This window comes from Micromonospora sp. H33, from assembly GCF_052068455.1.
Taxonomy (GTDB): Bacteria; Actinomycetota; Actinomycetes; order Mycobacteriales; family Micromonosporaceae; genus Micromonospora.
Genome location: NZ_JBQHDE010000001.1, coordinates 939690 through 952676, shown reverse-complemented (window position 1 = coordinate 952676; position 12987 = coordinate 939690). Strand labels below are relative to the sequence as shown.

Here is a 12987-nt window from a genome sequence, read left to right as displayed (position 1 = left end):
GTGCTGCTGTCGGATATCCGCAGCGGGGCGTCGGCAGGACGACGATCCGCTGTCGGCGGTCGGAGGTCATCCGTACCCTTCCTGCCCATGACCCCGGATCATGATCGTTCACGGAGACCGGGCGGTCGTACCGAACTGCCCGACCTCCTCCGTGGACACCGGCTCGCCGCCGGCCTCACCCAGGCCGAGCTGGCGTCCCGGGCCGGCATCGGCGTACGGACCGTCCGTGAGCTGGAGCGCGGCCGTTCCCTGCGGCCGCAGCGCACCACGGTCGAGCTGCTCGCCACCGCGCTCGGGCTGGCCGAGCCGGTCCGCTCGGCGTTTCTCGCCGCGGCCCGCCCGGTGCCGGCTCCCCGGTCCACCCCGGCCGACCCGTCGCCGGCACGGTACGACGACGCCGGGACCGCCGCGCCGGTCGCGCTTCCACCCGCCGCCGAACTGATCGGCCGGGAACGCGACGTGGCCGAACTGGTCGGGATGCTCACCGACGAGCCGGCGCCCCGGCTGGTCAGCCTGGTCGGTCTGGCCGGGGTCGGCAAGACCGCACTGGCCCTGGCGGTGGCCCATGCGGTGGCCGGGCACCACCCGGGTGGCGTGGCCGGTGTGCTGATCGGCGAGGGCTCGGACGCCGCCGACGTGCTCGCCGCCTCGGTCGCGGTCTTCGAGGTGGCCCGCCTCCCCGACCTGGCCGTACGCCTCGCCGGCCGGCCCGCCCTGCTCATCATGGACGCGGTGGAGCGGGCCCCCGACCCGGTCGCGGAGGCGGTGCGCCGGCTCGCGGTCGCGGTGCCGTCGCTGCGGGTGCTGGTCACCGGCCGGCACCCGGTCGGGTTGCGCGGCGAACGGGTCCGTCCGGTCTCCCCGCTGGACGTCCCCCCGCCCGCCCAGGACCACGCCGGTCCCGACGCACTCGCCCGCTATCCGGCGGTGGCGCTGTTCGCCGCCCGCCTCGCCCAGGTGCGCCCCGACCCGCCGACCCCGGCCGAGCTGCCGGCGATGGCGCGGCTGGTCCGCCGCCTCGGCGGTCTGCCCCTGGCCATCGAGCTGATGGCGGCGCGGGGCCGCATCCTCGACCTCAACGAACTGCTCGACCGGTACGGCGACCGCGTCCTGGACCTGGCCACCTCCTCCGGGGCGGCCGAGCGGCCGGGCTGGGACGCCACCGACCCGGCCCGGGCCGCCGTGGCCGAGACGCTCCGGGACGCGGTGGCGACCAGCTACCTGCTCCTCGCGCCGGACGAGCAGACCGCCCTGCGGCGGCTCGCCGTCTTCGGCAACCGCTGGTCCATGGAGCTGGCGGAGGAGGTGCTCGCCGGTGACGGCGACCCGGCGGAGGAGGTGGTCCCGGATCCGGTGCCGCTGCTGGACCGGCTGCTCCAACTGGGGCTGCTGAGCGTACGCGGGAGCGGGCCGTTCCGGTTCCGTCTGCTCGACGCCGTGCGGGACTTCGCCGCCGAGCAGGCCGCCGGCGCCGGGGAACTCACCTGTGTGCGGCGGCGGCACGCCCGGGCGATGGCGCGGCTGGTGACCCGTGCGGCGCCGGAGTTGGTCGGCACCCACCTGACGGAGGCGGTGCACCGGTTGGACGAGGTGAGCGGCGACATCAGCTCCGCGCTGGCGCACGCCGCCGTCGACGACCCGGTGACCGCGTTGCGACTGGCCGCCGGGCTCTCCCGCTGGTGGCGCTTCCGCGGCCGGGACGTCGCCGGCCGCCGGTGGCTGCGGCGGCTGCTGGCGGATCCGCGTACCGCCGACGCCGATCCGGTGCTGCGGGCGTGGGCGTCGCTGGGGGTGGCCCGGCTGGCCGCCGAACACGGTGCCGGGGCCGAGGAGCTGCCGTCCGCCCGGGCGGCGCTGGCCGCGTTCCGCGAGGTGGGCGACGTGACCGGCGAGCTGGAAGCCCGGACGGTCCTGTGCGCACTGCTGATCGGGATCGGCGACCACGACGAGGCGCGGGAGCAGGCCGAGGCGGTGCTGGCGCTGGCCACCCGCCACGGGCGGACGCGGGACATGGCGGTGGCGCAGAACAACCTCGCCTGGCACGGCATCCGGCTGGGCGACCTGGTGGCCGCCCGGCGCCGGCTGGCGGCGGTCGAGCGGCTCGCCACCCAGGCCGGGGAGCAGCGGCTGCGGGTGCTCGCCCAGGCGAACCTCGCCGAGGTCGCCCGCTTGGAGGGCCGGTACGCCGACGCCGTCGACCGGGGGCGGCGGACGCTGTCGGCGTTGACCGGGCTGGGCGATCCGGGGCACCGCCGCCGGGTGCTGGGCACGGTCGGGCTGGCGCTGGCCCAGGACGGCCGGACGGCGGAGGCGGCGGCGGTGCTGGCCGAGCTACGGCCGACGGGAGCGCCGGGCGCGCGCGGCCGACCGGCGGGGAACGGGTGGGGCGCGGCGTCCGGGCCGTCCGGTGGGCCGGGGCGGGCGGCTGCGGGGTCCGACCCGGTCACCGGCCCGGCGGACGGCGTCTGCGCGCTGATCGAGGGCAACCTGGCGCTGCACCGGGGTGACCGGGAACTGGCCGCCGAGTGGTTCGCCGCCGCGGCCGAGGCTGCCGCCGACAGCCAGGACCGTCGTGACCTGGTGGAGGCGCTGGTGGGGCTGGCCGCCAGCACGGCGGACCCGGCCGTGCTGGACCGGTTGGACGAGGTCTGCCGCAGCAGCGGCATCCGGCTGCTGCCGCACGAGGAGCAGCTCCTGTACGCCCTCGCGGCGGCTCGCGGACGGTAGGGCCTCGTCTCACACGTGCTGGGCGGCCTGCGCCGGGCCCAGCCGCCGTCGGCGTTGCCGAGGCCGCCGGGAGGACGGGGACCGGGGTGGCGCGAGCGATACAGCCCCCTCTTGCCCCTTGCTCATCGCTCGCGCCGTTTCCCCCCGGTGCATCCCCGCTGCACGAAGACTAGCCACCGGAGGTGTACCGCCCTGCCCGGTTTGATCGCCTATCGCCCGGGTGCCCGGCAGTTCTGCCGCTCTTTCTGCCGGTGACCCGAGAGCGGTCAGGACCGGCTCGCGGGCGCCACGTGTTCGATCGGGAACGGGTCCGTGCTGCCGGCTGTGGCGCCCGGGTGGACGGCGTCCCGCACCCGGCGCAGGCCGTCGAGGAGTGCCGTGAGTGCTTCGGGCTCGAGCTGCCCGGTGAACCATTCCTCGATGATGCGCAGGTGGCCCGGGAGCACCTCGTCCAGTCGCTTCAGCCCGGAGGCGGTGACCACCGCGTACGAGCTGCGGCGGTCGGACGGGCAGGCGCGGCGGGTCAGCAGCCCGTCCCGTTCCATCCGGTCGACCACCCGGGTGACCCCGCTGGTGGACAGCGAGGTCTGCGCGGCGAGGTCGGTCATCCGTAGCTGGTTGCCCGGGGAGCGGGCGAGGCGGGTGAGCACCTCGAACTCGACCGAGGAGAGGCCGTGCTCCTCGAACTGGGCGGCGAACCGGGTCGACAGCCCGGCGGACACCTCGAAGAGCAGTCCGATGGCGGTGATCCGGGGGTCGTCGAACACGTTCTGGTTCACGCGCCCATCCTAACAGTCCTTGACACAGGGAATATTGCTGTCGCTATAGTTGCTCAGACAGTCGTTGGGCTACTCAACCATCTCCCCGGAGGGCAGTTACTCATGACCAGCAGCACCGAAGCGGTTACCCGCGACTGGGACGGCCTCACCATCCCCGCCGCCGGCACGTACGCGCTCGACGTGGCGCACAAGCGCGTCGGCTTCGTCGCCCGCCACATGATGGTGAGCAAGGTACGCGGTGAGTTCACCGACGCCACCGCGACCATCACCGTCGCCGAGGACCCGATGCAGTCCTCGGTCACCGCCACCATCCAGGCGGCCAGCATCGACACCGCTCAGGCCGACCGCGACGCGCACCTGCGCAGCGCGGAGTTCCTGGACGTCGAGCAGTTCCCGACGCTCGAGTTCCGCAGCACCGGCGTGAAGTCCCGGGACGGCAACGAGTTCGTCCTCTCCGGCGAGCTGACCATCCGGGGCGTGACCCGGCCGGTCGACCTGGAGGTCGAGTTCGAGGGTGTCGGCCGCAGCCCCTTCGGCCAGGACATCTTCGGCTTCTCCGCGAGCACCGAGATCGACCGCGAGGACTTCGGCCTGACCTGGAACGTCGCCCTGGAGACCGGCGGCGTGCTGGTCGGCAAGAAGATCAAGATCGAGATCGAGGGCGAGGCCGTCCGTCAGGCCTGATCGCCACCGACGTACCACGCGGGCCCGCGCCGGACTCCGGCGCGGGCCCGCGGCGTCGGGTGCGATTTGTCACCACATGTTCGTCGGCTGCGACGATGTTCGACCGCCGCCCCAGGGTAGGGATGCCTGGCAGGAGCACGTACGGCTCGCCGGCCGTGGCCCCGCGCGGCGCCCTGGACGCCGGCTCGACCACTGGCCCGGCCCGGTAAGCGCTCTTACCGTGGATGGTTCACAATGCGCTGCGGAACGACATCGTTCCGTCGCGCCGGCGCCGGGAGGGCACATGGGCAGGGACGTCGAGCAGGGCGCCTTCTCCCGGGAGGACCGGGTCCGCTACCGGCATAAGGTACGCCGCTGCCTGGACGTCTTCGCGCTGATGCTGGACGACTTCGGGTTCGACGCCGACCGGCCGATGACCGGCCTGGAGATCGAACTCAACCTGGTCGACTCCGCCGCCGAGCCGGCGATGCGCAACGACCAGATCCTCGCCGACATCGCCGACCCGCTCTTCCAGACCGAGCTGGGGCAGTTCAACCTGGAGCTGAACGCGCTGCCCCGGCTGATCGAGGGCACCGGGTTCGCCGACTACGAGCACGACCTGCGGAGCAGCCTCACCCGCGCCGACGAGCGGGCCGCCAAGTCGGACGCGAAGATCGTCCTGGTCGGCATCCTGCCCACGCTCACCGAGCGCCACCTCGTCGCCGACAACCTCTCCACCAACGAGCGCTACCGGGTGCTCAACGACCAGATCGTCGGGGCGCGTGGCGAGGACATCGAACTGGACATCCGGGGCGTCGAGCGGCTCCAGACCCACACCGACTCGATCGCCCCCGAGGCGGCCTGCACCAGCCTCCAGTTCCACCTCCAGGTCGCGCCGGACAGCTTCGCCGACTACTGGAACGCCTCCCAAGCGATCGCCGCCGCCCAGGTGGCGGTCGGGGCGAACTCCCCGTACCTGTACGGGCGGCAGCTCTGGGCGGAGACCCGGATCGCGCTGTTCCAGCAGGCCACCGACACCCGGCCGGACGAGCTGAAGGCCCAGGGCGTACGGCCCCGGGTGTGGTTCGGCGAGCGGTGGATCACCTCGATCTTCGACCTCTTCGAGGAGAACGTCCGCTACTTCCCGCCGCTGCTGCCGATCTGCGAGGACGAGGATCCGGTCGAGGTCCTGCACGCCGGGGGCGTCCCGCAACTCGGCGAGCTGCGCCTGCACAACGGGACCGTCTACCGCTGGAACCGGCCGGTGTACGACATCATGGGCGGTCGCCCCCACCTCCGGGTGGAGAACCGGGTGCTGCCGGCCGGCCCGACCGTGGTCGACATGCTGGCCAACGCCGCCTTCTACTTCGGCCTCGCGCGCGGGCTGGCCGAGGCGGACCGGCCGATCTGGAGCCAGCTCACGTTCAGCTCGGCCGAGGAGAACTTCCACGCCGCCGCCCGCCGGGGCATGGACGCCGTCCTGTACTGGCCCCGGCTCGGCGAGGTGCCGGTGACCAAGCTCGTCCTCGACGTCCTGCTGCCGACGGCGGCGACCGGGCTGGACCGGTTCGGAGTCTCCCCCGCGGAACGGGACCGCCTGCTCGGCGTCATCGAGCAGCGCTGCCGGACCGGCCGCAACGGTGCGGTCTGGCAGACGGAGACGGTGTGGGCGGCCGAGCGGCACCGGAACATGAACCGGGGCGCCGCCCTGCACCACATGGTCAAGCGGTACGCCGAGCTTCAGCGCAGCAACGAACCCGTCCACACCTGGCCGGTCGACTGACTGGCGCGGCGTCCGCGGCGCCCTGCTGTCAGTGGTCCCGTCGGGGAGGCCGGGCGCGCCGGCCGGCCGCCCGTGCCGACGCCTCGTCCGCCGTTCCAGGGGCGGCTTCCGCTCCGGTGGCGGGTGTCGGCTCGGAGACGTCCGCCTCGTCGGTGCGTTGGGCGGGCAGCCGGTCGGTGACCGTCGCCTTCTTCGCGCCGGCTCGGGCGGGCGTGGTCCGGCCCCGCCGGGCGTCACCCGTGGCGCCGCCGGTGGACGCCGACCCACCCGGGCCCGCGTCCGTAACGGTGTCCGCACCGCCCGCGCCGCCAGCCGCCGCACCGCCCGCGCCGCCAACCGCCCCGCCGCCCGCGGCTCCCGCCGCTCCCGCCGCCACGCTGCGCGACGAGCCGGCGGTGTCCCGGCCGCCCGAGCCGGCGGGGGCCGCGGTTCCGCCGGTCGCCCGGGTGATGTCGGACGCCGGCCGCCCGCCGGCCTCGTCCGGACCCGCGCCGGGCCCGGACGCGGTGCGCTGCCGGGGCACGCGGACGGCGGTACGGCGGCCGGCCCGCTGGCCGAGCGTGGCGACCAGGGCGGAGCCGCCGAGACCCACGATGACGGCGTACGGGGCGATCAGATGCGCCGACACCTGCTCCGGACCGATGGCGGTCAACCCCGGGACGGCGAGGAGGTAGGCGACCGCGACGAGCAGCGGGCCGGCGGCACCGGAGGCGGTCGCACCGACCCGGCGGTCGGCGTCCCGCGCCGCTCGGCGTGCGGCCAGGACGCCGATGACGAGCGCGGAGCCGAGCGACAGCAGCGCGCCCGGCCAGTAGAACCAGTCGCGGATCCAGAGCTCGTCGCCGCCCGCGCTGAGCTGCCAGATACCGAGCTGGGCGCTGGTGAGCCCGCGTCCCGCGAGGACCCCGTCGACCACGGCCACCACGGCGAGCAGCCAGAGCCAGCCGACGGTGGCGATCACGTTGCCGGCGGCGGCCCGGGAGTGCAACGCCCAGACGGCGATCGCGACCCCGACCAGCACGCCCAGGGCGGCGTACACCGCGGCGACGTCCCGGGGTGCGGAGATGTCCGGCACCACGGCGACCCGCGCCGGTACGGCGACCAGGAGCACCGTGATCAGGGCGCCGACCCCGGCGGCCACGGCCAGCGTGATCCAGCCCAGCGTCCCGCCGTCCACGCCCCGCCTGGCACGGACGTCAGGCGGGGCGGCGGTCGGGACCGTGCCGGCGGCGGACGACCCGGCCGGCGCGCCACCGACCACGCTGTCCACGCCGCCGGTCGGGGAGTCGCTCCCGGCGCCGGAGGAGGCGGGGGTCGGGCCCCCGGCAGCGTCGTCGGGCTCGGCCGGGCCGCGCGCCCGCAGGCGCTGCGCGCACACCGCGCCGAGCACGGTCGACGTGGCGGCGATCCAGGTGGCCCAGATCAGACTGGCCGTCCAGGCCGTCGCGGCGGCCGCCCCGTCGGGCGGCGGAGCCCAGTTGATGATGCCCAGCCCGTAGCCGAAGCCCAGCTGCGCGGCGCCCGCACCGGCCGCGACGCCGAGCGCGGTCGTGATCGATCCTCCCCAGCCCCTGGCCATGCCGGGGAGCGTAACGTCCCGTGGTCGGCGCGGCGAGTGCTGACGGCCGACCGTCACGCAGCGCGGTTGGCCGGGCCGAGTACGGTCGCCGATGACTGAGAGACCGCAGGTTTCCCGACGGTCTCGGGGAGCGGTGAGGAATGACGGACGGGAACCCGGCGCCCGGCACCGGGCACGACCGGTTGACGCTGGTGCTCGGCGCCGGGCTGGCGACCGTGCTGCTCGCCGCGATCGGCGCGACGACCGGCTGGATCCTGGCCGGCGAGGACGACCGGCGAGCCACGTCGACGGGGGGTGCGAGCGCGACGCCGACCGCCCGCCCGGTCACGGCCACGCCATCGCGGTCCACGCCGTCGGCCACGCCGTCCCGGCCGGCGGCCACCGGGCCCACCGTGCCGGACCTGGTCGGCCGCGACTTCGACGACGCGCGGGACGAACTGGAGGAGCGGGGGCTGCGGTGGCGCCTCGTCTTCCAGGGCGGCAGCGGACGGGCCGTGGAACGCACGTACCCGAAGGCCGGCACGGCCGTCACGCCGGGGCGGACGGTCACCCTGTACGTGAGCGGCCCGCCTCCGGTCGTACGGGTGCCGGACGTCGTGGACGACGACTGCGACGAGGCGGCCGAGGAACTCGCCAGGGAAGGGTTCCGCGTCGTGTACACGCTGCGCCGCAGTGGCAAGGTGCTCAAGCAGGAGCCGGGCGGGGGCAGCCAGGCTCCCTGGGGCGACCCGGTCGCCCTGTGGTGCGGCGAGCCCGCCGACGGCGCGCCGTAGCCGAACCGGTGACGCGCTGATCCCGGCTGATTCCGGTCCCTGCGGCTAGGTTGACGGTCAGGCCGTGAGCGGAGGACGTGCGATGAGCGACGATCGTCAGGAGCCACCCGCCGGAGAGCACGACGACCGGACCCGCCCGCTGCCCCCGACCGGCGCCGAGCCCGCCGACCGTACCCAGCGGTTGCCGCGACCGGAGGACCGGCCGGCGGGGACGTCCGACGACGAGACCCGGCCGATGCCGGCCGACCGCACCGCGCCGATGGACCGCACCGCGCCGATGCCGGCGGAGGCCCGCGGCCCGGCGGCGTGGTCGGGGCGGGCGGGGGTACCACCGCCGCGGCCCACCGAGTACCGGGAGACCACCGAGTGGTACGCCGAGGACCAGGGCGGCCGCCGCTGGTGGCTGCCGATCCTGTGGGGTGTGCTCATCCTGCTCCTGCTCGGCGCGCTCGGCGTCGGCCTGTGGCTGGCCCTGGCCGCGGACGACGACGAACCGACCGGACCTGAGCCCTCGCCCTCGGTGTCGGTGACCCGGGCCTCCCCCACGACGGCTGCGCCGACGACCACGGCCGCGCCGACGAGCGCCTCCCCGTCGCCGACCACGGCGGCGGGTGAGGTGCCCATGCCGCCGGTGGTCAACCTGCCGCTGGCGACCGCTCAGGCCATCCTTGACCGCGCCGGGCTGGACCACCGCATCGAGTACCGGACGTCCGACCGGCCCGCCGGGACCGTGCTGGACACCGAGCCGGAGGCGGGTGAGCTGGTTCCGGAGGACGAGGAGGTCACGCTGGTGGTGTCCCGGCCCGAGCCGTCACCGACCACGGCCACGCCGAGCCCGGATCCGACGCCCACCGCCTGAGCGGGCGCCGCTCACCACATCCGGCGTCTCGTGCCGATCAGGCCCAGCCCGGCGAGCGAGATGGCCAGCCCGAAGATCCCGGACCAGAACAGCGAGCGCCGGACGTCCTCCGGTGAGTGCGGGGCGGCCTGCGCGCCGCCCCCGCCGGCCACCGGCGCGTCGTCGGCGGGTGGAACCTCGCTGGATACGCCGAGATCCTCGTCGGCGGCGTAGGAATCCGGGTCGTCCCCGTATCCGAAGATCGGCTCCTCCTCGACCACGGTGATCTCCGGCGCGGGGACCGGCGTGGTCAGTCGGGTGGAGGAGAGAGCGGGGTCGCGGACCACGACCACGAGGGTGGTTGCGGCGCCGACGAGCGCCAGGAGTCCGAAGGCGTAGGCGATGCGGGAGCGGTGCCGCCGCGCGGCGGGCTGATTGACCATGGCCATCCCAGGTTCGGGGTCCTGGTCGCGCGGGGTGGAGCTGCCGGGGTGGGCGTACCGCTGATTCTATGGCGGCGGCACGCCCTCCGGCGGCGGATCGCGGGAGGTCAGCCCACCCGGACCGGCGTGCGTGCGACCGGCCGGCGCGCCGTCCGCACGGTGTGCGAGCGGTGCTGGGGCGCGGCCTGGACCTGCTGCAGGCCGTTCCGCTGGACGAAGATCGACCGACGGCTGACCGCGTCCCCCGATGCGTTCAACTCGTAGCCGTCGAGCCAGAGCCAACCGTCGTAGGTCGGCCAGTCGAGGACCCGGATCACCCGGAAGGTGATGGGCCGGAGGAACTGGACACTCGCCGCGCGAGTCACGTGCAGTACGTCACCGGAGCGGGGAAGCACATGGGCTCCTGGGAGGGAAGGCCGGCGGACGAGCCGGCGGGAGCTTGATCGGGGGACGTCTCTGGTCCGGCCTCGGGGTCGTGCCTCGTGGAACCGGTGGTGCTGGTGATGGTCGGGCCGTACCCGCTGGTGGCGCGCCGCCACCCGACCAACACCCGGCTGCTCCGGGTACCGCTCCCGCCGCCGCAGCCATCAGGCGTGCAGCGGTGGGGTCATCACCCCGGGGCAGGTCTGGTTGCCGTGGCCCGGGTGCGCCCACCGCCTCGCGTCCCACTGGTGGTGACTTCACCACGGCGGGGGAGTGGACGGAGACGGTGAGTGACCCGAGCCATACGGACAGAGTGCATCAGCGGCGTGCGACATGCAAGTTGCACGTCGACTTTTGCCGATACGCGAGCGGCTCGCGCAATCCAACGCTTGAAGCCGTTCGCATTCGGACGGCACACTGAGGACGGTTTCGCCCGTCGCGGCCGGTCGACGACCGGCACCACCCACCCGCCGCGAACGCCCGTCCATCGGCGCGCCTGCCGGCGCGGCGACACGGGCGGGCGGTGTGTCGAGGTGGAGGGGGACGGGGTTGGCCAGCAACCGGCGGTCCGACCAGCAGCCGAGGTGTCGCCGTGAGCGCGAGGAGTGAGCCGGGGTTCGCGGGACCCGCGGGCCCAGGTCGCGCCGTGCGCGCGCGGAGTGAGCCCGGGGTGGCGCGATGACTGAGCGGCGGAGCCCGACCATCCGCCGCCGGCGGCTGGGTGCGGAGCTGCGCCGGCAGCGCGAGGCGGCCGGCATCACCATCGAGGCGGTCGCGGAGCAGCTCGAGTGCTCGGCGTCCAAGATCTCGCGCATCGAGACCGGCCACACCACCGCGACGCCCCGCGACGTCCGGGACATGCTCCGGATCTACGGCGTGGTGGGCGTGGAGAGCGACGAGCTCGTGCAGATCGCCCGGGAGGCCCGGCAGAAGGGCTGGTGGCACCCGTACAGCACGGTGCTGGTCGGGGCGTACGTCGGGCTGGAAGCGGCCGCCAGCTCCATCCGGGCGTACGAGCAGCAGGTCGTGCCCGGGCTGCTGGAGACCGAGGAGTACGCGAGCGCGATGATCCGCGCCGCCCGACCAGACTTCACGCCGGAACAGGTCGCACAACGTGTCCGTGTCCGGCTGGGTCGACAGTCGTTGCTGACTCAGGATGATCCGGTCGATCTGTGGGTGGTGCTCGATGAGGCGGTGGTGAGCCGGCCGGTGGGCGGGGACACGGTGATGCGTGACCAGCTCAGGCGGCTGGTGGAAGTGGCCGAACTGCCGAACGTGACGTTGCAGATCCTGCCCTTCGAGGTGGGCGCGCACGCCGGCATGGACGGCACCTTCACCATCCTGAGCTTCCCCGAGCCCGGTGATCCGGATGTCGTGTACGCAGAGAACGCCACGGGTGGGCTCTTCCTCGAGAAGAGTGACGAACTACAGAAGTACAGCTTCATCTTCGATCACATCCGCGCAGCTGCCATTCGTCCCGAGGAGTCCATCGCACACATCGCGAAACTGGCAGAGGAGCCGCTGTGGAAATGGCGACCAAGGAGTTCCCCGTGGACCTGACGCAAGCCACCTGGTTCAAGAGCTCGAAGAGCGGGCCGAACTGCGACAACTGCGTGGAGGTGGCGTACGTGACGGGGGCGGTCGGCGTGCGGGACTCGAAGGACAAGTCGGGTCCGGCCCTGGCCTTCAGCCCGGGCGGGTGGCGTGCCTTCGTCACCGGTGCCCGGGGCGGCGCCTTCGGCCGGGACTGACCGACGACCGCGTGGTCCCCGTCCGGCCCGGCCGGACGGGGGCACCGGCGTGCCCGCACCACCCCACCGGTGCGGCGGCGCGGCGCACGACCGACGGTGTCCCCGTCGCCACAACGGTCCCGTCTCGTTGAACCGGTCGGTACGGCGTTGGTCGACAACCGCCGCACGGATCGGCAAACCGAGCGAGGCAGGCGAGACGGATGACGACGATCGGGTCAGAGAACCTCACCAACGGTCCGGGCAAGCCGGAACGGTTCGGGGGCAAGTACCGGGGGGCGCGCCGGGACACCGTGCTGACCGAGGTCGTGTCGTCGGACACCGAGGTCGGTGAGCGGGAGGCGCCCGCTCCGGAGCTGGCCGGCCCGCCGCTCACCCTGCCCTCGCTGGACCCGAACCCGCTGACCGAGCCGTCCTTCCCGTCCGGCGGCTGGCCGACGGAGCCGGCCGAGTCGCTGGTCGACCACCCACTGCTGCGCGGCCTGCTGATGGAGTTGCCGCCGAAGGGCAGCGTTCCCCCGCCGGGCTGGCTGGACCGCTGGTTCGAGGCGACCCGGGCCATCCTCGAACTGCTATACGTGCAGGGCTCCGGCCGGTCGCGCTGACGCCGCCGGGGCCGGGGGTGTCGCCCGCTCCACCAGGCGGTTGTGGCGCAGCGCGTGACGGACGCCGATCGCGACGACACCGAGCGCGCCGACGGTGATCGCGGGGCCGGTCGCGTCGGCGCCGGTGAGCAGGTCGGGTGCGAGCGTGGCGACCAGCGCCGGCAGGATCGCCAAGCCGGTGAGCTGCACCGGGAGCCCGATCAGCGGATGGGCCGCGGCGGCACGCAGGCCGTGCGGGGCGGGCGTACGCGGCGCCGCCGCGACGGCGCCGGCCCCCGCCCAGAGGCGACGGACCCGGCGTACGGTGCAGGCCGCGACCGCGAGTGCCGGGGGTACGGCGAGGCCCAGCCCGGCGGCGGCGCGGTCGGCCGGGGACGATCCGCCACCGGAGAGCCCGACGACCAGCACGGTCGCCGTGAGGACGAGGCCGATCACCGTCAGGGCGAGCACCCGGCCGACCTGCCGGCGCAGGCCGCGGGCGTGCTCCGCCCGGGGCAGCCGGTCCGCGAGCCAGCCGGCGGCCAACCACACCACGGCGAGCGGTAGCAGGACGACGAGCTGACTCTCCATGGTGTACAGCCTTGCCCGATCCGGCGTCGCGCGAATCCGGGCCGGCCCCCCGTTCG

General features: G+C 74.5%; 13 protein-coding genes. 8 read left to right on the top strand and 5 right to left on the bottom strand.

Features of this window, described 5'->3' with window-relative positions; genetic code table 11:
* The first annotated feature begins 87 nt into the window (after nt 1–87).
* Entirely contained in the window at nt 88–2727 is a 2640-nt protein-coding gene (locus tag ACTMS0_RS04530; protein WP_441153783.1) for an ATP-binding protein, read from the top strand.
* A gap of 266 nt (nt 2728–2993) precedes the next feature.
* On the opposite strand, the gene ACTMS0_RS04525 is transcribed toward ACTMS0_RS04530, so the two are convergent.
* Nucleotides 2994–3506 carry a MarR family winged helix-turn-helix transcriptional regulator gene (locus tag ACTMS0_RS04525; RefSeq protein ID WP_441153782.1) on the bottom strand — a complete coding sequence of 171 codons (513 nt, stop codon included), beginning with the start codon at nt 3504–3506 and terminating at the stop codon, nt 2994–2996.
* 102 nt (nt 3507–3608) lie between these two features.
* Here ACTMS0_RS04525 and ACTMS0_RS04520 point away from each other — a divergent pair, with 102 nt between their 5' ends.
* Both ACTMS0_RS04520 and ACTMS0_RS04515 read left to right on the top strand, forming a co-directional pair.
* Nucleotides 3609–4190, top strand: a complete 582-nt coding sequence (locus ACTMS0_RS04520; protein ID WP_441153781.1) for a YceI family protein — start codon at nt 3609–3611, stop codon at nt 4188–4190.
* A gap of 283 nt (nt 4191–4473) precedes the next feature.
* On the top strand, nt 4474–5952 hold the full coding sequence (locus tag ACTMS0_RS04515) for a glutamate--cysteine ligase (RefSeq protein ID WP_441153780.1): 1479 nt from the start codon (nt 4474–4476) through the stop codon (nt 5950–5952).
* A 28-nt stretch (nt 5953–5980) separates the two neighbouring features.
* Here the strand turns inward: ACTMS0_RS04515 and ACTMS0_RS04510 are convergent, their stop codons facing one another.
* Entirely contained in the window at nt 5981–7531 is a 1551-nt protein-coding gene (locus ACTMS0_RS04510; RefSeq protein ID WP_441153779.1) for a hypothetical protein, read from the bottom strand.
* 140 nt (nt 7532–7671) lie between these two features.
* Between ACTMS0_RS04510 and ACTMS0_RS04505 the strand changes: the two genes are divergently transcribed.
* Nucleotides 7672–8304, top strand: coding sequence for a PASTA domain-containing protein (locus tag ACTMS0_RS04505; protein WP_441153778.1), 633 nt, complete (start codon nt 7672–7674; stop codon nt 8302–8304).
* 235 nt (nt 8305–8539) lie between these two features.
* Nucleotides 8540–9163: a PASTA domain-containing protein gene (locus ACTMS0_RS04500; protein WP_441154006.1), complete on the top strand. Its 624-nt coding sequence runs from the start codon at nt 8540–8542 to the stop codon at nt 9161–9163.
* 11 nt (nt 9164–9174) lie between these two features.
* Here the strand turns inward: ACTMS0_RS04500 and ACTMS0_RS04495 are convergent, their stop codons facing one another.
* Together ACTMS0_RS04495 and ACTMS0_RS04490 are read right to left on the bottom strand one after the other, a co-directional pair.
* Nucleotides 9175–9591 (bottom strand): hypothetical protein, encoded by a 417-nt coding sequence (locus tag ACTMS0_RS04495; protein ID WP_441153777.1) that lies wholly within the window; start codon nt 9589–9591, stop codon nt 9175–9177.
* A 101-nt stretch (nt 9592–9692) separates the two neighbouring features.
* Nucleotides 9693–9980, bottom strand: a complete 288-nt coding sequence (locus tag ACTMS0_RS04490) for a hypothetical protein (RefSeq protein WP_441153776.1) — start codon at nt 9978–9980, stop codon at nt 9693–9695.
* 706 nt (nt 9981–10686) lie between these two features.
* Here ACTMS0_RS04490 and ACTMS0_RS04485 point away from each other — a divergent pair.
* The 3 genes from ACTMS0_RS04485 (at nt 10687) to ACTMS0_RS04475 (ending at nt 12361) form a co-directional block, all read left to right on the top strand.
* The gene (locus ACTMS0_RS04485) at nt 10687–11568 is read left to right on the top strand and encodes a helix-turn-helix domain-containing protein (RefSeq protein WP_441153775.1); all 882 of its coding nucleotides are present in this window, start codon (nt 10687–10689) and stop codon (nt 11566–11568) included.
* Nucleotides 11538–11759 carry a DUF397 domain-containing protein gene (locus ACTMS0_RS04480; RefSeq protein WP_441153774.1) on the top strand — a complete coding sequence of 74 codons (222 nt, stop codon included), beginning with the start codon at nt 11538–11540 and terminating at the stop codon, nt 11757–11759. The genes ACTMS0_RS04485 and ACTMS0_RS04480 overlap by 31 nt, the downstream gene beginning before the upstream one ends.
* Before the next feature lie 200 nt (nt 11760–11959).
* Nucleotides 11960–12361 (top strand): hypothetical protein, encoded by a 402-nt coding sequence (locus tag ACTMS0_RS04475; RefSeq protein WP_441153773.1) that lies wholly within the window; start codon nt 11960–11962, stop codon nt 12359–12361.
* Here the strand turns inward: ACTMS0_RS04475 and ACTMS0_RS04470 are convergent.
* Nucleotides 12329–12931, bottom strand: a complete 603-nt coding sequence (locus ACTMS0_RS04470; protein ID WP_441153772.1) for a hypothetical protein — start codon at nt 12929–12931, stop codon at nt 12329–12331. The genes ACTMS0_RS04475 and ACTMS0_RS04470 overlap by 33 nt on opposite strands.
* Nucleotides 12932–12987: the final 56 nt, after the last annotated feature.

Excerpts from the sequence above, each read along its gene's own strand:
- ACTMS0_RS04530 (WP_441153783.1), top strand. The coding sequence starts at position 88 with ATGACCCCGGATCATGATCGTTCACGGAGACCGGGCGGTCGTACCGAA.
- ACTMS0_RS04520 (WP_441153781.1), top strand. The coding sequence starts at position 3,609 with ATGACCAGCAGCACCGAAGCGGTTACCCGCGACTGGGACGGCCTCACC.
- ACTMS0_RS04515 (WP_441153780.1), top strand. The coding sequence starts at position 4,474 with ATGGGCAGGGACGTCGAGCAGGGCGCCTTCTCCCGGGAGGACCGGGTC.
- ACTMS0_RS04510 (WP_441153779.1), bottom strand. The coding sequence starts at position 7,531 with ATGGCCAGGGGCTGGGGAGGATCGATCACGACCGCGCTCGGCGTCGCG.
- ACTMS0_RS04505 (WP_441153778.1), top strand. The coding sequence starts at position 7,672 with ATGACGGACGGGAACCCGGCGCCCGGCACCGGGCACGACCGGTTGACG.
- ACTMS0_RS04500 (WP_441154006.1), top strand. The coding sequence starts at position 8,540 with ATGCCGGCCGACCGCACCGCGCCGATGGACCGCACCGCGCCGATGCCG.
- ACTMS0_RS04495 (WP_441153777.1), bottom strand. The coding sequence starts at position 9,591 with ATGGCCATGGTCAATCAGCCCGCCGCGCGGCGGCACCGCTCCCGCATC.
- ACTMS0_RS04485 (WP_441153775.1), top strand. The coding sequence starts at position 10,687 with ATGACTGAGCGGCGGAGCCCGACCATCCGCCGCCGGCGGCTGGGTGCG.
- ACTMS0_RS04480 (WP_441153774.1), top strand. The coding sequence starts at position 11,538 with ATGGCGACCAAGGAGTTCCCCGTGGACCTGACGCAAGCCACCTGGTTC.
- ACTMS0_RS04475 (WP_441153773.1), top strand. The coding sequence starts at position 11,960 with ATGACGACGATCGGGTCAGAGAACCTCACCAACGGTCCGGGCAAGCCG.
- ACTMS0_RS04470 (WP_441153772.1), bottom strand. The coding sequence starts at position 12,931 with ATGGAGAGTCAGCTCGTCGTCCTGCTACCGCTCGCCGTGGTGTGGTTG.